The sequence below is a fragment of the Faecalibacterium sp. An192 genome, from assembly GCF_002160175.1.
GTDB lineage: Bacteria > Bacillota > Clostridia > Oscillospirales > Ruminococcaceae > Faecalibacterium.
Genome location: NZ_NFKB01000005.1, coordinates 11,864 through 32,533, shown reverse-complemented (window position 1 = coordinate 32,533; position 20,670 = coordinate 11,864). Strand labels below are relative to the sequence as shown.

The window sequence follows — 20,670 nt, the reverse complement described above, 5'->3', positions numbered from 1 at the left end:
AGGGGGAACGGGTAAAATGATGCTGATTACCGGCCCGCTCTGGAGCGGGAAGCGGGCGTTTGCCTGCCGTGTGCTGGGCTGTACCCCGGAGGAACTGTCCTCCCGCGCCGTCTGGGATGCCCAGGACCTGGCGGCAGACTGCGAGAATCTGGAAGCCCTGGCGGAAGAATTGTCCGCCCGGGAGGTGGTCCTGATGACCGAGGTGGGGGCCGGCGTGGTGCCGGCCGACCCCGCCCAGCGGGCCAGCCGGGAAGCGGCGGGCCGCCTGGCCTGCCTGCTGGCGGCCCGGGCCGACTGCGTGGTGCGGGTGTTCTGCGGGCTGCCGCTGGTATTGAAAGGAGAGTGTGCACTGTGAAAATTTATTTGCTGCGCCATGGCGTGACCGAGTACAATACCCAGAAACGCTATCAGGGACAGCGGGATATCCCCCTGTCCACCAAAGGCCGGGCCATGCTGCGCCGGGCCGATTTTGACCCCGAGGTGGTCTATGTCAGCCCCCTGACCCGGGCCCGCCAGACCGCCAGGATTTTGTTCCCGGAGGCCCGCCAGGTGGTGGTGCCCGATCTGCGGGAAATGAACTTCGGCACCTTTGAGGGCCGCAACTACATCGAGATGGAGCAGGACCCCGACTATCTGGCCTGGGTGGCCTCCAACTGTGAGAGCACCTGCCCCGACGGCGAGCGGAAAGAGGACTTTTCGGCCCGGGTCTGCGCGGCCTTTGCCCGTCTGGTGGACCAGGCCTTTGCCGAGGGAAAGGACCAGCTGGTGATTCTGGCCCATGGCGGCACCCAGATGGCCTCCATGGAGCGGTACGCCCTGCCCCGCAAGACCTACCATGAATGGTGCGGCCCCAACGCCGGCGGCTTTGTGCTGGAAGGGGACGCCGATACCTGGCAGAAGGAACACCATCTGCGCTGTCTGGGCACCGTCCAGTATACCCGCCCGGAGGCTGAATGCTGACGGCGCTGGCGGTGCTGGGGGGCTTCGGGCTGGATTTGCTGCTGGCCGACCCGGCCTGGATGCCCCACCCGGTGGTGCTGATGGGCAAAATCATCGCCCGGCTGGAACAGCTGCTGCGGCGGATTTTTCCCGACACCCCCGCCGGACAGCAGATGGCGGGGCGGGTGCTGGCGGCGGTTCTGCCTCTGGGCACCTGGGCCGTCACGGCGGCGGTCTGCGCCCTGGCTTACCATATCCACCCGGCTTTGGGCTTTGGGGTGGAGCTGCTGTGGTGCTGGCAGGCGCTGGCCCTGCAGGGGCTGGCCGACGAGAGCAGCCGGGTCTATCCGCCCCTGAAAGCCGGGGACCTGCCGGCGGCCCGGCGTCAGGTGAGCCGGATTGTGGGCCGGGACACCGCGGCCCTGTCGTCGGAAGGGGTGGCCAAGGCCGCCGTGGAGACGGTGGCCGAGAACTTCTCGGACGGGGTGCTGGCGCCGCTGTTTTACCTGCTGATCGGGGGCGCGCCCCTGGGCCTGGCCTATAAGGCCGTCAACACCATGGACAGCATGGTGGGCTACAAAAACCAGCGGTATCTCTACTTTGGCCGGGCGGCGGCCCATCTGGACGACGCGGCCAACTGGATTCCCGCCCGGCTGGCGGCCCTGGTCTGGATTGCGGCCTCGGCCCTGGCCGGCTTTGACGCCAAAAACGCCTTCCGCATCTGGCGGCGGGACCGCCGCTGCCACGCCAGCCCCAATTCGGCCCAGACCGAATCGGCCTGCGCCGGAGCCCTGGGGGTCCAGCTGGCGGGCCCGGCCTGGTATTTTGGGGAATATTATGACAAGCCCACCATCGGCGACCCCGGCCGCCCGGTGGAGCCGGAGGACATCCTCCGGGCCAACCGGATTCTCTACCTGGCGGGATTCCTGGCTCTGGGTCTGGGTTTGGCCCTCCGGCTGGGTGTGTGGTTTGGGCTGAGGTGGTGGCTATGAAGCAGAATGTGACGCTGACCCACGGTGGGGACTGGGCGGGCTTTGCGGCCCAGTACGGCCCCGACGCCCCGCTGCTGGACTGTTCGGCCAATGTCAGCCCGCTGGGCCTGCCGGAAGGGGTGGCCCGGGCTTTGACCTCCTGCGCCGGCCGGTGCACCCGCTACCCGGACCCCCTCTGCCGCGCCCTGCGGGAGGCCATCGGCCGGGCGGAGGGCCTGCCGCCGGAATGGATTCTCTGCGGCAACGGCGCCGCGGATGTGATCTGGCGGGCGGCGCTGGCCCTGAGGCCCAAGCGGGCCCTGGTGACCGCCCCCACCTTTGCGGAATATCAGGAAGCCCTGGAACAGTCCGCCGGCTGCCGTGTGGAACATTATTTCCTGCGGGAAGAAAAGGACTTTGCCCTGGACGAGGGGATTCTGGAGGCCATTCGCCCCGGGGTGGAGATGGTCTTTCTCTGTGAGCCCAACAACCCCACCGGCCGCACCACCCCCCGGCCCCTGCTGGAACGGATTCTGACTCGCTGCCGGGAGGTGGGGGCGGTGCTGGCCCTGGACGAGTGCTTCGGGGATTTTCTGGCCGACCCCGACGCCCATACGCTGAAAGGCAGGCTGAAGGATTTTCCCAACCTGCTGATTTTCAAGGCCTTCACCAAGATTTACGGCATGGCGGGGGTGCGGCTGGGCTATGCTCTGTCCGCCAATGAGGACCTGCTGGACCGGATGCGCCGGGCCGGCCAGCCCTGGGCGGTGTCTACCCCGGCCCAGGAGGCGGGTCTGGCCGCTTTGAACGAAACGGCCTATGTGGAGCGGGTGCGGGCCCTGATCGGGGCCCAGCGGCCCCGGCTGGCGGCGGGCCTGCGGGCTTTGGGCTGCCGGGTGGTGGAAGGCGAGGCCAACTACCTGCTGTTCCGCTGCGAAAAGCCCCTGATAGACCCTCTGCGGCAGCGTGGGATTTTGCTGCGCAGCTGCGGCAATTATCAGGGCCTGGACGATGCATGGTACCGGACGGCGGTCCGCACCGGGCCGGAAAATGACCGCCTGCTGGCGGCTTTGAAGGAGGTGCTGGGATGAAAAAGACCCGCTGCATCATGGTGCAGGGGACCATGTCGGGGGCAGGCAAAAGCCTGCTGTGTGCAGCCCTGTGCCGGATTTTCCATCAGGACGGGCTGCGGTGCGCCCCCTTCAAGAGCCAGAACATGGCCCTGAATAGCTACGTCACCCGGGACGGCCTGGAAATGGGCCGGGCCCAGGTGGTGCAGGCCATGGCCGCTGGGGTGGAGCCGGATGTGCGGATGAATCCCATCCTGCTGAAACCCTGCAGCGATGTGGGCAGCCAGGTGATTGTCAACGGCGAGGTCCGGGGCCAGATGCCGGCCCGGGAGTATTTCCGGTACAAAAAGCAGCTGGTGCCCGAGATTCTGGCGGCCTATCACAGCCTGGCGGAGGAAAACGACGTCATCGTCATTGAGGGGGCGGGCAGCCCCGCCGAAATCAACCTCAAGGCCGACGATATCGTCAATATGGGACTGGCCAGGCTGGTGGATGCGCCGGTGCTGTTGGCGGGAGACATCGACCGGGGCGGGGTGTTCGCCCAGCTGTACGGCACGGTGGCCCTGTTGGAACCGGAGGAACGGGCCCGGGTCAAGGGCCTGATTATCAACAAATTCCGGGGCGATGTGGAAATCCTGCGCCCCGGCCTGGCCCCGCTGGAAGAAAAGACCGGGGTGCCGGTCATCGGTGTGGTGCCCTATGTGCGGATCGAGATCGACGACGAGGACTCTCTGGCCCCGTCCCTGGGCCGCACCGAGGCCCACAAGCCTCTGGACGCCGCGGTGATCCGTCTGCCCCGGATCTCCAACTTCACCGACTTTTCCCCCCTGGAACAGCATCCGCTGCTGGGGGTGCGGTATGTCAGCGGCCCCCAGACGCTGGGCCGGCCCGACGTGGTGATCCTGCCCGGGACCAAGAGTACCCTGGACGACCTGGTCTGGCTGCGGGAGAACGGCCTGGAAGCCGCCATCCTGAAACTGGCCGCCGCCGGCGTGCCGGTGATGGGGATTTGTGGCGGGTATCAGATGCTGGGCCGCACCCTCTCCGACCCCGAGGGCACTGAAGGCGGCGTTCCCGGGGCGGTGGTGCGGGGTCTGGGCCTGCTGCCGGTGGATACAGTGTTCTGTGCCCAAAAGACCCGCACCCGGGTGGAAGCCCGGGCCCTGGCAGGGCCCTTCGCGGGGGCCCGGCTGGAGGGCTACGAAATCCACATGGGCCGGACCCGGGTGGACGGGGAACCCTTCTGCCGCCTGGAAGACGGCCGGGCCGAGGGCTGTGCGGCGGGCCATGTCTACGGCACCTACCTCCACGGCCTGTTTGACACCGGCGAGGCCACCGCCCGCCTGGCGGACCTCTTGTGCAAAACCAAGGGCATCGACCCGGCCGGGGCGGCGCCTTTGTCCCACCGGGCGTTCCAGGAGCGGGAATTTGACCGCCTGGCCGAAGCGGTCCGGGCCGCGCTGGACATGGATGCCATTTATCGAATGATGGAGGGCTGACAATGGAACTGGGAATGGTACACCTCTACTGGGGAGAAGGCAAGGGAAAGACCACCGCCGCCATGGGCCTGGCCCTGCGGGCCCTGGGCAATGGATGCCGGGTGGTGGTGGTGCAGTTTTTGAAAGGCGCCGACACCGGCGAAATCCCTCTGCTGCGGCAGCTGGGGGCTGAGGTTTACCGGGGCAAGGCGGGGCAGAAGTTTGTCTTTCAGATGAACGATGCCGAAAAAGCCGCCACCCGGGCCCTGCAAAATGAGAATCTGCGGGCCGCGCTGGCCCGCCCGGCGGACCTGCTGGTGCTGGATGAGGCCTGCGCCGCCTGGGAACTGAACATGGTGGACCGGCAGCTGCTGGAACAGGCGGTGCGGGAACGTCCGGCGGGGCAGGAGATTGTCCTCACCGGCCGCAAGCCCGCCCCCTGGATGGAGGAGCTGGCCGACTATTCCACCGAGATGCACTGCTGGCGCCACCCCTACGAAAAAGGGGTCAAAGCCCGGAAAGGGGTGGAATTTTGAGCGAACAAACCCATAAACTGCCCGGCGACATCGAGCGGACCAGCCTGGCCATCATTGCGGAGGAGCTGGCCCAGCGGGGTCTGACTCCGCCGCCTGAGAATGAGGCGGTGGTCCGCCGGGTGGTCCACGCCACGGCGGATTTCGAGTACGCCGAAAACCTCCGGTTCACCCCGGAGGCAGTCCGGCGGGGGGCGGAAGCCCTGGCCGCCGGTGCAGTCATCGTCACTGACACCAATATGGCCCTGGCGGGGGTGAGCAAGCCGGCCCTGGCCAAACTGGGCGGGGCGGCCTTCTGCTATATGGCCGACCCGGCAGTGGCAACCGCCGCCAAAGAGGCGGGCACCACCCGGGCGGTGGCGGCCATGAAGTATGCCGCCCGGCAGCATCCGGGGGCGGTGTTTGCGGTGGGCAACGCCCCCACCGCCCTCTTTGCCCTCTGCGACGCCATGGAGGCAGGGGATTTCCGTCCGGCCCTCATCATTGGGGTGCCGGTGGGCTTTGTCAATGTGGTGGAGAGCAAGGAACGGCTGATGTCCCTGTGCGAAAAGCTGGGGGTGCCGGCCATTGCCGCCATGGGCCGCAAGGGGGGCAGCAGCGTGGCGGCGGCCGTCTGCAACGCCCTGCTGTATACCGCCGCCGGCCAGCTGGACCCCGCCGCCCGGGGCTGGCAGGGCTGAGGAAACGGGAAAGGAGTTGTTTCCAATGGACGAGCAAGCCGCGCGCTGGCCGGTGCTGAACCGGGACCAGATCAAGTACATCGCCATGTTCACCATGCTGCTGAACCACATCGCCAATATCTTTCTGGCCCCCGGCCTTCTGTATGAGGTGATGGTGGACATCGGCTATTTCACCGCGCCGGTCATGTGCTGGTTTCTGGTGGAGGGATACGGCTACACCCGATCCAAGAAAAAATATGCCCTCCGGCTGGCAGGGTTCGCCCTGCTGTCCCAGCTGCCCTTCAGCCTGGCTTTCAGCCAGGGAACAGACATCCAGTTCCAGGGTCTGAACATGCTGTTCACCCTCCTGATCTGCTTTGGCCTTCTGGAGGTGCGGGAGCGCCTGGCCCCCGGCCTGCGGCGCAAAACCGCCCTGACGGGTCTGGTGCTGCTGTCCTGCATCTGCGACTGGGCTTTGCTGGCTCCCTGCTACACCCTCCTGTTCGCCTGGGCCAGGGGTTCCCGCCGGCGGACCATCCAGGCCTTTGGCTGGGCCACGGTTCTCTTTGCCGCCATGGGCCTGCTGAGCCAGACCGGACCCTGGGGCGCCCTGGGGGTGGTGCTGGCAGGCTTTGTCATCCTGTGCCTCTACAACGGCCGGCGGGCCGAGAAAGGCCGCCGGTTCGCCCAGTGGTTTTTCTACCTGTTCTACCCGGTTCACCTGTTGGTGCTGGGCCTGATCCGCCTCGCCCTGCTGTGAAGCCCGGGAACATCCCCTGAAACCAGAAAAATCCGCATCCCTCCGGCCGAAACGGCACAGGAAAGATGCGGATTTCTTTTTATTCAGAAAAAAGGGAACAGGCGCTTACTTGGCCACCTTGGACAGAGCGTCGTTCACGGCGTCAATGATGCCCTGGCTGGAGAAGGATGCGCCGGCAGCCAGATCCACGTCGGTGGACTGGGCCTTGATGATGGCGTCGGGGATGGTCTCAAAGGCGGGGTCGGACACGCCGGCGGTCTCGCCGTGGGACAGCACTTCGATCTTGCTGATCTTGTCGCCGTCCATGGTGACCTTGACCTTGATGGTGCCGCCAAAGCCTTCGCCCTCACCGATGTACTCGTTGTCGGCCAGAGCCTCCTCGGCGGTGTTCTCAGCCGGGGCGGCATCCATGTAGCCGAAGTGGATGTTCAGCAGCTCGGCGGTCTTGCGGGCCACGTCGGCGCTGACGCCGCCGCAGCGGGCCATACGGCGGGGATCGCTCATCTCGGTGATGCCGGCGGCGTTCATAAAGGCGGTGACGCTGTCGGAGCAGTTCACGGTCTTGGCGATGGTGGGGGTTTCGGCCGTGATCTCAGGCTGATAGATGGGGAGATTGGTGGAGGTGTACCAGCTGAACAGCTCCTTGGTGATGGCCGAAGCATCCTCCGGAGAGCACATCAGGCCGATGACGGCGGCTGCGCCGCCCAGAGAGCCGCAGAGGGTGCCGGCGCCGTAGCCTGCCTTGCCGTTGACGAACATCTCGGCGGGGATGGCAGTGTAGGGGAAGCCGACCTTTTCCTTCAGCTCGGTCAGCAGAGCGTTGGACACTGCAAAGCAGCAGCCGTTCTGATAGAAGCTCTCATAGCCCAGCTCCTGCACCCGGTCCAGATCGAATTCACAGGAAGGATAGGGATGGGCCGGAATGGTGGCTTCTGCGGCAGCAGCGGTGGCCGTGGCCTCAGAGGACGCGGCAGAGGATGCTGCGGTGGAGCTGGCGGCGGGCTGAGAGCAGCCGGTCAGACCGAGCAGAGCCAGGCCGCCCAGGGACAGGCCGGTCTGCTTCAGGAACGTTCTGCGGGTTTCCAACTTGGACATGATACAATCTCCTCCATATAAGTCCATGAAAGCCATAAAAGCCAGAGACTTTCGTGTGAGTCAAAGGCTTTAGTGATATTATACGCTTTCGGCGGTGATTGTCAAATAATTTTCAAACAAATGGATGATGTATTCTACCAGCGTCTCCGGCTCAGTCTTTTTTGCGGATTTCAAAGGGCAGATCGTAGAGTTTTTCCTGCCGCAGGCAGCGGAATCCGGTGTCCCGCAGGTCTTTGCGGATGGTGATGGAGTTGAGGCAGTCATAGCCCAGACGGCGGTACAGCCGGATGGCGCCTTCGTTCCGGGCGACGGCCTCGATGTGGACCGCGTCGGAATAGACCTGGACCATCTCCTCTGCCTGACGGATGGTCTCGGTGCCGATGCCCTGGTTCTGCCAGGCGGGCAGGATGAACAGCTCCTCCAGCCAGTCGATGGGGCCGCCCCGACTGCCCAGATGGAGAAAGCCCACCACCTGACCCTGGCACTGGATCAGATAAAAGGCGTGGCCGTCGCCGGTCCAGGCCTCCAGGTCCCGGGCGGCCTCCTCGGCGGTCTGCTCCACATAGCTGTGGTGCAGCCAGAAGGCCTGGATCAGGGAGAGGGCGGTGTCGGTTTCATTTTGGTAGGGTTTGAGCTGGATGACAGCGGACATGATGGGCCTCCTTGGGGTTCACGGGAAAAAGAACGACAAAAAAGCCCCGCAGGCCGAAACCTGTGGGGCGATTGGAGCGGGTAATCGGAATCGAACCGACCTCCACAGCTTGGAAGGCTGTTATACTAGCCGATGTACTATACCCGCATGTGTGAGTAGTATTTTACCACACTTTTTTCAAAAAGTCCAGAGCGAAAAATGAAAAATCCTGCTTTACACCGGCCCGGCTTTCCGGTAAGATAGGGGAAAGGAGGGGTGTTCCATGTCCGATGCAGCCCAGCAGATCCGCCAGAAACTCTTTGCCATGCAGGATGAGAGCTATCGGGCCTTTCAGTGCAGACTGATGCCCACCGTTCCGCCCGAAAGGGTGATCGGGGTTCGGATTCCGGCTCTGCGGGCCCTGGCCAGGGAGCTGGCCGGCACCCCCGAAGGGGAGGCCTTTCTGGGCCGGCTGCCCCACGCCTACTATGAGGAGGACAACCTCCACGGCTTCCTTTTGGAGCGAATCCGGGACTACGACGCAGCCCTGGCGGGGGTGGAGGCCTTCTTGCCCTACATGGACAACTGGGCCACCTGCGACACCACCAGCCCCAGGGTGTTCGCCAAAAACACCGACCGCCTGCTGGAACCGGTGCGGCGGTGGATGGATTCCGACCGGGTCTATACCGTCCGCTATGGTCTGGGGATGCTGATGCGCTATTATTTGGACGATGGGTTCCGGCCTGAGTACCTGGAATGGGCGGGGGCAGTGGATTCGGAGGAGTACTATGTGCGGATGATGGTGGCCTGGTTCTTTGCCACCGCCCTGGCCAAACAGCCCGAGGCCGCCTGGCCCTGGGTGGCCGAACCCTGGCTGTCCCCCTGGGTCCGGGCCAAGGCCATCCAGAAAGCTCTGGAAAGCCGCCGCATCACCCCGGAACAAAAACAGGCCCTCCGGGCCCTGCGGGACAGCCTCTGAGGGCCATTTCCCGGGGAAATAGCCGCCCCCGTTCCCTGGCACGAGCCTTTTGGCAAATACCCGGCGGCGGAAGATGCTTTTCCTGTTTACTTTGGGCCGGTTTTATTGTAAAATAGGCACAATGAGAATCTTAATTTGCGCGGAGTGATAAATTGTATGGCACTGAAATATAATCGTATTCTTCTCAAAATCAGCGGCGAGGCTCTGGGCGGCGACAAGGGCTCGGGCTTTGACGAGGCCGCCATGGACTCCATCTGCGGCGGCGTCAAGAAGGCCTATGACCTGGGCGTCCAGATCGGCATTGTGGTGGGCGGCGGCAACTTCTGGCGCGGCCGCACCAGCGGCAAGATGGAGCGCACCCTGGCCGACAAGATCGGAATGCTGGCCACCGTCATGAACGCCCTGGCCGTCTCGGACAAGCTGGCCCAGCTGGAGGTTCCCGCCGAGGTCTTCACCTCCATCGAGATGCCCAAGGTGGCCCCGGTCTTTGACCGCAAGGCCGCTCTGGACGCCATGAACGCCGGCAAGGTGGCTATTTTCGGCGGCGGCACCGGCAACCCCTTCTTCTCCACCGATACCGCCACCGCTCTGCGGGGCGTGGAGGTGTCCGCCGATGTGATGTTCAAGGCCACCATGGTGGACGGCGTCTATGACAAGGACCCCCACAAGTACCCCGACGCCAAGAAGTACGATACCCTCACCTTCACCAAGGTGCTGGAGGATCAGCTGGCCGTCATGGACGGCACCGCCGCCACCCTCTGCCGGGAAAATCACCTGCCCATCCTGGTGTTTGACCTGGCCGACCCCGACAACATCGCCCGGGCTGTCCAGGGCGAAAATGTGGGCACTCTGGTCTACGAGGAGTAACCCGGCGCTATACTAATCTGAAAGAACTTGCTCTCTCCGTCCGGGCCCCGGCCCGCGGGGCGAGCCGCGGCGAAGAGCTTTTCGCCGCAGCGCGATGCTGGAATCAGGATCAGACTGGGCGCGCAGCCCGGCAGGATTACGATAACGAACAGGAGATAGACGACTATGAGCAGCAATACCAAGGTGTTTGAGGACAAGATGAAAAGCGCGGTGGAGCATCTGGAGCGGGAGCTGGCCGCTGTCCGCGCCGGCCGGGCCAACCCCGCCGTCCTGGATAAGGTGACGGTGGACTACTATGGTTCCCCCACCCCCATCCAGCAGGTGGCTTCGGTGGCCGTCAGCGAGGCCCGCACCCTGACCATCACCCCGTGGGACCGCTCTCTGCTGCGTCCCATCAGCAAGGCCATCCAGGCCAGCGACGTGGGCATCAACCCCATTGACGACGGCCAGACCATCCGCCTGAACTTCCCCGCACCCAACGAGGAGCGCCGCCGCCAGCTGGCCAAGGACGTGGCCAAGATGGGCGAGGAGGCCAAGGTGGCCATCCGCAACGTCCGCCGCGACGCCATGGATAAGGCCAAGGCCATGAAGAAGGCCGGCGAGCTGACCGAGGACAGCCAGAAGACCATGGAAGAAGATGTCCAGAAGGTCACCGACAAGTTCATCAAGCTGGTCGACAAGGCAGTCGAGGAAAAGCAGAAGGAAATCATGTCGGTCTGATCGATCACAAGCAAAGGAACAGGAGGTGCCGTGTGCTGGGAGGTGCGCGGCACTTTTTGCGATAACCGGCCGGGGAAGTGCCGGCCGGGACAGGAGGTTGAAACAATGCCGCAGCATCCCGATTCATTTGCACGCGGGCTGTCGGTGGGAATCATCATGGACGGCAACGGCCGCTGGGCCAAAAAGCGGGGCCTGCCCCGCACCGCCGGCCATAAAAAGGGCGCCGAGGTGTTCCAGCAGATCGCCGATTACTGCGACCAGCTGGGCCTGGCGTCGGTGTATTTCTATGCCTTTTCCACCGAAAACTGGAAGCGCCCCGCCGACGAGGTGGGGGCTATTATGAAGCTGCTGGGGGAATATCTTATCAAGGCCTTTGATTACAAGAGCCGCAACAATAAGATTGTCTTTCTGGGGGACCGCACGGCCCTGGAGCCCCGCTACCAGAAGCTGATGAACGAGATCGAGGAGGGCACCGCCGACCGCACCGGCATGGTGCTGAACATCGCCGTCAACTACGGCGGCCGCCAGGAGATTGTCCGGGCGGCCCAGGCCCTGGCCCGTCAGGCCGCCGCCGGTCAGCTGGACCCCGCCTCCATCACCGAGGAAATGCTGTCGGCCCATCTGTATACCGCCGGCCAGCGGGACCCCGACCTGATCCTTCGCCCCAGCGGGGAGAAGCGGCTGTCCAACTTCATGCTGTGGCAGGCCGCCTACTCCGAGCTGGTGGAGATGGACGTCCTCTGGCCCGACTTCACCCCGGCCGACCTGGACGCCGCCATTGAGGAGTACAACCGGCGCTCCCGCCGGTTCGGCGGCATCTGACCGGGGACACCCCGAAGTAAGGAGAAACGATGAAAACACGAGTGATTACAGCCCTGGTGGGCATTGCCGTCCTGGTTCTGGTCATGCTGACCTTCAACACCATGGTGTTCAACCTGGTGGTGGCCGCCGTCGCCCTGATTGGAATGCACGAGGTCTACGCCGCCCTGGGTTTTGACCGGAAGGACTGGCTGCTGTACGCCGTTCTGGTGCCCTACACCCTGCTGGTGATGCTGTCCAGCTACCGGGTCGCCCGGGGAATGGTGATGGCGGTTTCCTTCGCCCTGATGCTGTTCTACTGCATCTATCTGGTGGTGCGCAACGGCAGCGTCAGCTATCAAAAAGTCAGCGGCCTGGTGCTTTTTTCAGGGATTATCCTGTTCTGCTTTTACTCCCTGATCCACCTGAAGATGCTGCTGCCGGTGGAGGAGTACAGCTACGACGCCATCTTCTTTATCCTGCTGATCCTCTGCTTTGCCTGGGGCGGGGATACCTGCGCCTATTTCGCCGGCCGCGCCTTCGGCAAGCATAAGCTCTGCCCCAAGGTCAGCCCCAAAAAGACGGTGGAGGGCGCCATCGGCGGCGTGCTGGGCACCATGCTGTTCGGCGTCATCATCACGGTGATTTACTCCCTGCTGGCTGACCGCACCGAGGCCTTTACCCGCAGCAACATCGGCGTGTCCATGTACGTCATCATCGCCCTGCTGGGCGTGGTGGCCGCGGTGCTGGGCATTTACGGCGACCTGTTCGCCAGCGTGGTCAAGCGCCAGTGCGGCATCAAGGATTACGGCACCATCTTCCCCGGCCACGGAGGCATCCTGGACCGGTTTGACAGCGTCATGTTCATTGCGCCCTTTGTGTCCATGGTGATTACCGCCGTGTTCTACCGCTGAGGCGCTCCAAAAGGAAAGAAGGCTCCTATGGCAAAAAAGATTACTCTGCTGGGCTCCACCGGCTCCATCGGCACCCAGAGCCTGGACGTGGTCCGGGCCGAGGGCTATGAGGTGTTTGGCCTGTCGGCCCACAGCCAGGTGGATCTGCTTCTGCGTCAGATCGAAGAATTTCACCCCCAGGTGGTCTGCATGACCAGCCTGGACGCCGCCGATCGGCTGGACGCCGCCCTGGCGGGCCGCGCCGGCGCACCCCGGCTGCTGCGGGGCCCCGAGGGCCTGCGGGAGCTGGCCGCCCTGGACGGCCCCGATGTGGTGCTGAACAGCGTGGTGGGCATCGCGGGCCTGGGGGCCTCCCTCAGCGCCATCGAGAGCGGCCACGACCTGGCCCTGGCCAATAAGGAAAGTCTGGTCACCGGCGGCCACCTGGTCACCCAGGCGGTGGAGCGCTGCGGCGTCAAGCTGCTGCCGGTGGACAGCGAGCACTCGGCCATCTTCCAGTGCCTGCAGGACACCGAGAGCGCCAAATCCCTCACCAAAATCCTGCTGACGGCCTCGGGCGGGCCCTTCTTTGGGATGACCACCGACCAGCTGCGTGGCAAGACCAAGGCGGACGCTCTCCGCCATCCCAACTGGAATATGGGGGCCAAAATCACCATCGACAGCGCCACCCTCATGAACAAGGGCCTGGAACTGATCGAGGCAGTGTGGCTGTTCGGCCTGCCCCCCGAGAAAATCCAGATCGTGGTCCAGCGCCAGAGCATCATCCACTCGGCGGTCCAGTTCAGCGACAACTCGGTGATTGCCCAGCTGGGCGTGCCGGATATGCGCATCCCCATCCAGTATGCCCTGACCTGGCCCCGCCGCGGCGGGCCGGTGGCTCCCGAGCTGGACTTTGCGGCCCTCAAGGTGCTGACCTTCGATGTGGCCGACGAGGAGACCTTCCGCTGCCTGGCGGCCTGCAAAAAGGCCATCGCCAAGGGCGGCCTGGGCCCCTGCGCCGCCAACGGCGCCAACGAGGAGGCCGTCAAGCTGTTCCTGGAGGATAAGATCGGCTTTCTGGATATCGGCCGCCTGGTGGAGGCGGTGGTGGACAGCGACCGCTTCGGCGGCAGCTATACCCTGGCGGATGTGTACGAGTGCGACCGGATGGCCCGGGCCTTTGTCCACAGCCACCTGTAAAAACTGAGAGCCCCGGCGAGAGGGGGCAGGCGGCGCGGGGCGCCGCAGAGGGAAATCTATGTCAATGCTGATAACCTTTCTGGCGTCTGTGCTGGTGTTCGGCGCGGTCATCGCCATCCATGAGCTGGGGCACTTCGGCGCCGCCAAGCTCTCGGGCATCCAGGTGAACGAGTATTCCATCGGAATGGGCCCGACCCTGTTCAAAAAGATCATCGGGAGTACCCAGTACACCCTCCGGCTGCTGCCCATCGGCGGCTATGTGGCCATGGAAGGAGAGGGCAGCCCCGAGGCCAACGCGGCCCAGCGGGAGCGGGACGGGGAGGACCAGGAGGAAGAGGAGGACCTGTGCCCCATTCCCCCTGAGCTGCGCACCGGCATTCCCTTCCCGGAGGCCGCCATCTGGAAGCGGGCCCTGGTGATGGTGGCCGGCCCCCTGATGAATTTTGTGCTGGGATTTGTGGTGCTGCTGGGGCTGATTTCGTTCCGGTCCGACCCCATCGCCAGCCGGGTCATCTACAACATCGCCGACGGGGCCCTCTGCGGCCAGACCGGCCTGCAGGCCGGGGACGAGATTGTGGCGGTCAACGGCCGGCGGTGCTTCATCGCCAACGACATCCTGTACGAACTGGTCCGCACCCAGAACACCCAGGCCGACTTCACCGTCCGCCGGGACGGCAAACTGGTTCAGCTGCAGGGGGTTCAGTTTGACAGCTACACCGATGAAAACGGCAACAGCCGGATGGATATCGGTTTCACCGTTTACGCTTTGGAAAAAACGCCGGTCAATATACTGAAAGAGACCTTCAACAGCGAGCTCTATTATGGGCGGATCATTTTCACATCCCTCATCGACCTGCTGCGGGGCCGGGAGAGCATCAACAACCTGTCGGGCCCGGTGGGCATTGTGTCCGCCATCAGCCAGGCCGCCAGCTATGGCCTCACCGACCTGCTGGAGCTGCTGGTTCTCATCACCGTCAACCTGGGCGTCCTTAACCTGCTGCCCATTCCGGCGCTGGACGGCGGACGTCTGGTCTTTCTGGCGGTGGAGGCCGTCCTCCGGCGGCCTGTGTCCCAGCGGGTCCAGGAAAATCTCACCCTGGCGACCTTCATTCTGCTGTTCGGCCTGATGATCTTCGCCACCTACAACGACGTGCTGCGTCTCATCACCGGCGCCTGACCCATCAACAGGAGGTATCCCCATGCGCCAGCTCAAGCGTGAAGTTAAAATCGGCAATCTCACCATCGGCGGCAACCACGCCATCGCCGTTCAGACCATGCTCAACGTCCCCGTGGAGGACATTGAGGGCAACGTGGCCCAGGCCAAACGGTGCGAGGCGGCGGGCTGCCAGATTCTGCGGGTGACCTGTCCCACCCCCGCCGACGCCAAGTGCATCGAGGCGGTGAAAAAGGCGGTGAATATCCCCATCGTGGCGGATATTCACTTTGACTACCGGGCCGCTCTGGCCTGCGCCGCCGTGGGCGTGGATAAAATCCGCATCAACCCCGGCAACATCGGCGACGACGACCGGGTAAAGGAAGTGGTCCGGGCCTGCCGGGCCGGAAACATCCCCATCCGCATCGGCGTCAACGGCGGCAGCCTGGAAAAGCACATCCTGGCCCAGTACGGCGCGCCGGTGCCCGAGGCCATGGTGGAGAGCGCCCTGTACCATGTGCGCCTGCTGGAAAAGTTTGATTTCCACGACATTGTCATCTCCATCAAGAGCTCCAACGTCCCCCGGATGATGGAGGCCTACCGCCAGCTGTCGGCAGTCACCGACTACCCCCTCCACGTGGGAGTCACCGAGGCCGGCACCTACCAGATGGGCCTGCTGAAATCCGGCATGGGCATTGGCGGGCTGCTGCTGGAAGGCATCGGCGACACCATCCGGGTGTCCCTGGCGGCCGAACCCGAAAAGGAAGTGGAGGCCGGCTACAACATTCTGCGGGCGGTGGGGTTCCCGGTGGCGGGCCCCGAGGTCATTACCTGCCCCACCTGCGGCCGCACCCAGTACCCCTGCACTGAAATCGCCAACGAGGTGGAGCGCCGGCTCCAGGGCTACAAAAAGCCCATCAAGGTGGCGGTGATGGGCTGTGTGGTCAATGGCCCCGGCGAAGCCCGGGAGGCCGATATCGGCATCGCCGGCGGCAAGGGCGAGGCCCTGCTGTTTGTCCATGGCGAGCCGGTCCGCAAGCTGACCGGGGACAATATCCTGGACCAGTTCATGGAGGAGGTCTATAAACTATGAGAGAAGCTGTGACAGCCCTTCGGATTGCTCCGGCGGCCCCCGCCCAGGTGGCCCCCATGCTGGCCCTCTGCCGCGGAGCGGCGGCCCGACCCGACTGCCCCTGGGATGAATGGTACCCCGATGAAGCCACCCTGGCCGCCGACCAGGCCCAGGGTAGGCTTTTTTGCGCCTGGGGGCCGGCAGGGGAATTGATGGGAGGCTATTCCCTGGCCTTTGACCCCGAGACCGACGCCCTGCCCTGCTGGGACCGCACCCTGGAGCCCGCCGGCGAGGTGGTGCGGCTGGTGGTAGCCCCCGCCTGGGAAAACCAGGGCCTGGGCCGGCGCCTTCTGGCCGATGCCATGGCGCGGCTGGCGGCACAGGGATGCCGCAGCTGCCGCATCCTGGTGGGCCGGGGGAATGTCCGGGCCCTGCGGGCGTATGCCGGGCTGGGATTTCGCCGCGCAGGGGAGGCCCGGCTGTACGAAATGGACTTTGACTGCTTTGAAAAAGAGCTGTTTTAGAGGAGAAACGCATTGAAACCACTGGTATCCCAGCTTTGGCCCCAGTTCATGGCCGACCCCGACTTTGCCGCCTGTTTCGGCAGGGTGATTGTGGAGCACGCCCTGATGCTGCGGACCGAGCAAAAGGTGATTTTTACCCTGCAGAGTGCCGCGCCGCTGGACAAGGGCCTGTGTGCGCGGCTTTTGGCGTCTCTGCAGCCCGATTATGAGGGCTATGAGCTGTTGATCCACAACTGCTACCCCTACGCCAGCCTCACCGAGGAGACCCTGCAGGACCTCTTTGAGGAGATGAAAAAGGACAGCATCCCCATCAACGGCTTTCTGGACCGGTGCACCCTGGCTCTGGAGGGCAAACACATCACGGTGGGGGTCCGCAACGGCACCGGTTTTCTGCGGGATTTGGAGTTTGACCGCCTGCTGGCCGACCGGGTGGAGAGCCATACCGGCGAGCGCCCCACCGTGACCCTGGTGTCGGCCGCCGGAGAGGCTGAGCGCCGGGAGCTGGAAAAGAAGCTGGAAGAAAAGGCGGCGCCGCCGGTGGTCCAGTTTGAGGCCAAGCGCACCGGCCCCACCATCCAGGTGGAGGGCCTGGACCTGACCGACAAGCCGGTCCAGATCTTCCACGGCAAGATGTTCAAGCCCAAGGACCTGACCCCCCTGAAAAATCTGGGCGGCGAGGGCGGCAAGTGCATGATCTGGGGCGATGTCTTTGCCACCGAGGTGAAGGGCAGCTTCCGCAAGATGTACAGCGTCTCCATCACCGACTATACCGGCTCCATCAACCTGAAGGTCCGGGCCCAGGAAGGGGAGGACTGCTCCAAGTGGGAGGGCATCAAGAACGGCACCACCCTGCTGGTGCGGGGCGACTGCGCCTACGACAAGTATGAGCACGACTACATCGTCTATCCCTACGACGTCCTGATTGTGGAGCGCCGCCATCGGGAGGACCATGCCCCCCAGAAGCGGGTGGAGCTCCACCTGCATACCAAACTGTCGGCCCTGGACGGCTTCTGTGACCCGGGCGGCATCGTCAAGCTGGCCCATAAGATGGGCCATCCCGCCATCGCCATCACCGACCACGGCGTCTGCCAGGGCTATCCCGAGGCCATGCTGGCCGCCGACGACATCCATAAATCCGACCCCAATTTCAAACTGATCTATGGCTGTGAGGCCTATTTTGTGGACGACATGGTCCCCTGTGTCTACGGCACCCAGGACCAGCCCCTGAAAGGGGAGTTCTGCGTCTTTGACACCGAGACCACCGGCCTGGACCCCGGCTGCGAGTACCTGACCGAAATCGGCGCGGTGCTGGTGCGGGACGGGGAAGTGGTGGACGAGTTCGACACCTTCGTCAAGCCGCCCAAGTCCATCACCCCCAAGATCACCGAGCTCACCGGCATCACCAACGAGATGGTGGCCGACGCCCCCCTGGAAGGGGAGGCGCTGCAGGCGTTTCTGGATTTTGCCGGGGGGCGGGTGCTGGTGGCCCACAACGCCAACGGCTTTGACATCCGCTTTATGCGAGCGGCGGCCAAGCGCAGCGGCATCAAGTTTGAGCCCACCTACATCGACACCCTGACCATGGCCCAGACCATGTACCCCGGCCTCCACAACTACAAACAGGGCACCATCAACAAACACCTGGAGCTGCCCGACTACGAGGCCCACCGGGCCTGTGAGGACGCCGGGGCCCTGGGCCGGATTTTCTGCGTCATGCTGCGGGATCTGGAAGAAAAACAGATCACCGATATCAGCGGCATCAACACCGGCCTGGGCGGCAACCGGGAAGTCCTCAAGAAAAAATACTACCACATCATCCTGCTGGTGAAAAACCAGTCGGGCCTGAAAAACCTCTACCAGATCGTCAGCAAGGCCCATCTGGATTACTTCTTCAAAAAGCCGCGGGTGCCCCGCAGCCTGCTGAACCAGTACCGGGAAGGCCTGCTCATCACCTCGGCCTGCGAGGCGGGCGAGCTGTACCGGGCCATCGTGGACGAGCGGCCCTATGAGGAACTGAAAAAGATCGCGGCCTATTACGATATCCTGGAAGTGCAGCCCCTGGGCAACAACGCCTATATGGTCCGTGAGGGCCGGGTGGACAGCATCGAGCGGGTGAAGGACTTCAACCGGACGGTGATCCGGCTGGGCGAGGACCTGCACAAGCCGGTCATCGCCACCGGCGACGTCCATTTCCAGGAGCCGGAGGACGCCATCTACCGGACGGTGATGCAGGCGGCCGGCGGCTACAAGGACGCCGACCATCAGCCGCCTCTGTACTACCGCACCACCGAGGATATGCTGGCCCAGTTCGACTACCTGCCCCCGGAAAAGGCCCTGGAAATCGTGGTCACCAACCCCAACAAGATTGCGGCCATGGTGGACAACACCGTCCGGGCCATCCCCCGGGGCACCTATCCCCCCAGCATCGAGGGCGCGGAGGAACAGCTCCGTGAGGCAACCTGGAAACGGGCCAAAGAGGACTATGGCGACCCTCTGCCCGATCTGGTGCGGGAGCGGCTGCAAAAGGAGCTGGACTCCATCTGCGGCCACGGATACGCGGTTCTGTACGTCATCGCGGTCAAGCTGGTGGCCTATTCCAACGCCGGCGGCTACCAGGTGGGCAGCCGAGGCTCGGTTGGCTCCTCGGCTGTGGCCCACTTCTCGGGCATTTCCGAGGTCAACAGCCTGCCGCCCCACTACCGCTGCCCCAAGTGCAAGCACAGCGAATTCATCACCGACGGCAGCGTGGAGGACGGCTTCGACCTGCCCGACAAGGACTGCCCCGTCTGCGGCACCCCCATGCTGGTGGACGGCCACGACATCCCCTTTGAGACCTTCTTGGGCTTCTACGGCGACAAGGAGCCGGATATCGACCTGAACTTCTCAGGCGAGTACCAGAGCAGCGTCCACCGCTACACCGAGGAACTGTTCGGCAAGGAGAACGTCTTTAAGGCGGGCACCGTCTCGGGCATTCAGGATAAAACCGCCTACGGCTACGTCAAGCGGTATCTGGAAGAGCGGGGGATGACGGTCAACCACGCCGAGGAAAACCGCCTGACCCTGGGCTGCACCGGCGTCAAGCGCACCACCGGCCAACACCCCGGCGGCATGGTGGTTGTGCCGGCCACCAGTCAGATTTACGATTTCTGCCCCATCCAGCACCCCGCCGACGACGTGGCCGGCGGCCTGCTGACCACCCATTTCGAATTCAAATACCTCCACGACACCCTTCTCAAGCTGGACGAGCTGGGCCACGATATGCCCACCTTCTACAAGTACTTTGAGGAGTATACCGGGGTGCCGGTGGACAGCATCCCCATGAACGACCCCAAGGTCTACAGCCTGCTGACCAGTCCTGAGGCGTTGGGCGTCACCCCCGAGCAGATCGACAGCCAGACCGGCACCTTCGGCATCCCCGAGATGGGCACCAACTTTGTCCGTCAGATGCTGGTGGAGGCCCGGCCCAAGAACTTCTCCGAGCTGATCCAGATTTCGGGCCTGTCCCACGGCACCGACGTCTGGACCAACAACGCCGACGAACTGATCCGCAACGGCACCTGTACCATTGCGGAGGTCATCGGCTGCCGTGACAGCATCATGCTGTACCTGATCCGCAAGGGCCTGGAACCCAAGATGTCCTTTGACATCATGGAGGCGGTCCGAAAGGGCAAGGTGGCCAAGGGCGGCTTCCAGCCCGGCTGGGAGGATGCCATGCGGGAACACGATGTCCCCGACTGGTACATCGAGTCCTGCCGCAAGATCAAATATATGTTCCCCAAGGCCCACGCGGTGGCCTACCTGATGAGCGCCATCCGGCTGATGTGGTACAAACTGTATTATCCACAGGCGTTCTACGCAGTGTATTTCACCGTTCGCGGCGACGACATCGACTATGAGGCGGCTGTGGGCGGCCCCGACGTGGCCCGCGCCCACATGAACGAGGTAAACCGCCGCCTCAAGGAGGAAAAGAACGCCAAGGACGAAGACCTGCTGGTGTCCCTCCAGCTGGTCAATGAGATGCTGATGCGGGGATATGAGTTCCTGCCCATCCAGATCGGCAAGAGCCGGGGCGTCAAGTATGTGCTGGAGGACGACAAGGTCCGGCTGCCCTTTGCGGCCATCAAGGGCCTGGGCGCCAGCGCGGCGCTGGCGCTGGAAAACGTCACCATTCACGGAGAGGACTACCTCTCGGTGGAGGAGCTGCAGCAGGCCGCCGGCGTCACCAGTGCGGTCATCGACCGCCTGCGCCAGGTGGGCGCCCTGGGAGATCTGCCCGAGAGCAGTCAGGTGTCCTTCTTCTGAACCGGGCCCAAAAGCAAACAAAAAAC

The 20,670-nt window shown here is 64.0% G+C and carries 20 protein-coding genes and 1 tRNA gene; 18 read left to right on the top strand and 3 right to left on the bottom strand.

What is annotated here, in order from left to right; genetic code table 11:
* Positions 1-16: 16 nt before the first annotated feature.
* From B5F27_RS02925 to B5F27_RS02890, 8 genes are read left to right on the top strand one after another with little or no spacing between them, the layout of a single operon-like run.
* Positions 17-355, top strand: a complete 339-nt coding sequence (locus tag B5F27_RS02925; RefSeq protein ID WP_087364566.1) for a bifunctional adenosylcobinamide kinase/adenosylcobinamide-phosphate guanylyltransferase — start codon at positions 17-19, stop codon at positions 353-355.
* Entirely contained in the window at positions 352-960 is a 609-nt protein-coding gene (locus tag B5F27_RS02920; protein ID WP_087364564.1) for a histidine phosphatase family protein, read from the top strand. The genes B5F27_RS02925 and B5F27_RS02920 overlap by 4 nt, the downstream gene beginning before the upstream one ends.
* Complete coding sequence (gene cbiB / locus B5F27_RS02915) at positions 954-1,931, top strand: adenosylcobinamide-phosphate synthase CbiB (protein ID WP_087364562.1); 978 nt, start codon at positions 954-956, stop codon at positions 1,929-1,931. The genes B5F27_RS02920 and cbiB overlap by 7 nt, the downstream gene beginning before the upstream one ends.
* Positions 1,928-3,001, top strand: coding sequence for a threonine-phosphate decarboxylase (locus B5F27_RS02910; RefSeq protein ID WP_087364559.1), 1,074 nt, complete (start codon positions 1,928-1,930; stop codon positions 2,999-3,001). Before cbiB ends, B5F27_RS02910 begins: the two co-directional genes overlap by 4 nt.
* Complete coding sequence (locus B5F27_RS02905; protein ID WP_087364556.1) at positions 2,998-4,479, top strand: cobyric acid synthase; 1,482 nt, start codon at positions 2,998-3,000, stop codon at positions 4,477-4,479. The genes B5F27_RS02910 and B5F27_RS02905 overlap by 4 nt, the downstream gene beginning before the upstream one ends.
* 2 nt (positions 4,480-4,481) lie before the next feature.
* Positions 4,482-4,994 (top strand): cob(I)yrinic acid a,c-diamide adenosyltransferase, encoded by a 513-nt coding sequence (locus B5F27_RS02900; RefSeq protein WP_087245299.1) that lies wholly within the window; start codon positions 4,482-4,484, stop codon positions 4,992-4,994.
* Positions 4,991-5,671 carry a precorrin-8X methylmutase gene (locus B5F27_RS02895; protein WP_087364554.1) on the top strand — a complete coding sequence of 227 codons (681 nt, stop codon included), beginning with the start codon at positions 4,991-4,993 and terminating at the stop codon, positions 5,669-5,671. The genes B5F27_RS02900 and B5F27_RS02895 overlap by 4 nt, the downstream gene beginning before the upstream one ends.
* A gap of 25 nt (positions 5,672-5,696) precedes the next feature.
* A complete protein-coding gene (locus tag B5F27_RS02890) occupies positions 5,697-6,410 on the top strand; it encodes a TraX family protein (RefSeq protein ID WP_242962046.1) in 714 nt (237 codons plus the stop codon).
* 105 nt (positions 6,411-6,515) lie between these two features.
* On the opposite strand, the gene B5F27_RS02885 is transcribed toward B5F27_RS02890, so the two are convergent.
* The 3 genes from B5F27_RS02885 to B5F27_RS02875 form a co-directional block, all read right to left on the bottom strand.
* Positions 6,516-7,505: a C-GCAxxG-C-C family (seleno)protein gene (locus tag B5F27_RS02885; protein WP_158098180.1), complete on the bottom strand. Its 990-nt coding sequence runs from the start codon at positions 7,503-7,505 to the stop codon at positions 6,516-6,518.
* Between the two features lie 151 nt (positions 7,506-7,656).
* Positions 7,657-8,157 (bottom strand): GNAT family N-acetyltransferase, encoded by a 501-nt coding sequence (locus B5F27_RS02880; protein WP_087364550.1) that lies wholly within the window; start codon positions 8,155-8,157, stop codon positions 7,657-7,659.
* Positions 8,158-8,229: 72 nt separating this feature from the next.
* Positions 8,230-8,304, bottom strand: a tRNA-Gly gene (locus B5F27_RS02875).
* Between the two features lie 115 nt (positions 8,305-8,419).
* Here B5F27_RS02875 and B5F27_RS02870 point away from each other — a divergent pair.
* The 10 genes from B5F27_RS02870 to B5F27_RS02825 all read left to right on the top strand — a co-directional run bounded on the left by B5F27_RS02870 (position 8,420) and on the right by B5F27_RS02825 (position 20,644).
* Positions 8,420-9,115 (top strand): DNA alkylation repair protein, encoded by a 696-nt coding sequence (locus B5F27_RS02870; RefSeq protein WP_087364548.1) that lies wholly within the window; start codon positions 8,420-8,422, stop codon positions 9,113-9,115.
* Between the two features lie 156 nt (positions 9,116-9,271).
* A complete protein-coding gene (gene pyrH, locus B5F27_RS02865) occupies positions 9,272-9,982 on the top strand; it encodes a UMP kinase (protein WP_087364546.1) in 711 nt (236 codons plus the stop codon).
* A 165-nt stretch (positions 9,983-10,147) separates the two neighbouring features.
* Positions 10,148-10,702, top strand: coding sequence for a ribosome recycling factor (gene frr, locus B5F27_RS02860; protein WP_087245311.1), 555 nt, complete (start codon positions 10,148-10,150; stop codon positions 10,700-10,702).
* 105 nt (positions 10,703-10,807) lie between these two features.
* Positions 10,808-11,524: a polyprenyl diphosphate synthase gene (gene uppS, locus B5F27_RS02855; protein WP_087245313.1), complete on the top strand. Its 717-nt coding sequence runs from the start codon at positions 10,808-10,810 to the stop codon at positions 11,522-11,524.
* A gap of 29 nt (positions 11,525-11,553) precedes the next feature.
* Positions 11,554-12,414, top strand: coding sequence for a phosphatidate cytidylyltransferase (locus tag B5F27_RS02850; RefSeq protein WP_087364544.1), 861 nt, complete (start codon positions 11,554-11,556; stop codon positions 12,412-12,414).
* A gap of 27 nt (positions 12,415-12,441) precedes the next feature.
* A complete protein-coding gene (gene dxr, locus B5F27_RS02845) occupies positions 12,442-13,593 on the top strand; it encodes a 1-deoxy-D-xylulose-5-phosphate reductoisomerase (RefSeq protein ID WP_087364542.1) in 1,152 nt (383 codons plus the stop codon).
* A 58-nt stretch (positions 13,594-13,651) separates the two neighbouring features.
* The gene (locus tag B5F27_RS02840; protein WP_087245319.1) at positions 13,652-14,770 is read left to right on the top strand and encodes a site-2 protease family protein; all 1,119 of its coding nucleotides are present in this window, start codon (positions 13,652-13,654) and stop codon (positions 14,768-14,770) included.
* Positions 14,771-14,792: 22 nt separating this feature from the next.
* Positions 14,793-15,839, top strand: coding sequence for a flavodoxin-dependent (E)-4-hydroxy-3-methylbut-2-enyl-diphosphate synthase (ispG, locus tag B5F27_RS02835; protein WP_087245321.1), 1,047 nt, complete (start codon positions 14,793-14,795; stop codon positions 15,837-15,839).
* Complete coding sequence (locus tag B5F27_RS02830; RefSeq protein WP_087364540.1) at positions 15,836-16,342, top strand: GNAT family N-acetyltransferase; 507 nt, start codon at positions 15,836-15,838, stop codon at positions 16,340-16,342. Before ispG ends, B5F27_RS02830 begins: the two co-directional genes overlap by 4 nt.
* A gap of 12 nt (positions 16,343-16,354) precedes the next feature.
* Complete coding sequence (locus B5F27_RS02825) at positions 16,355-20,644, top strand: PolC-type DNA polymerase III (protein WP_242962045.1); 4,290 nt, start codon at positions 16,355-16,357, stop codon at positions 20,642-20,644.
* Positions 20,645-20,670 lie beyond the last annotated feature (26 nt).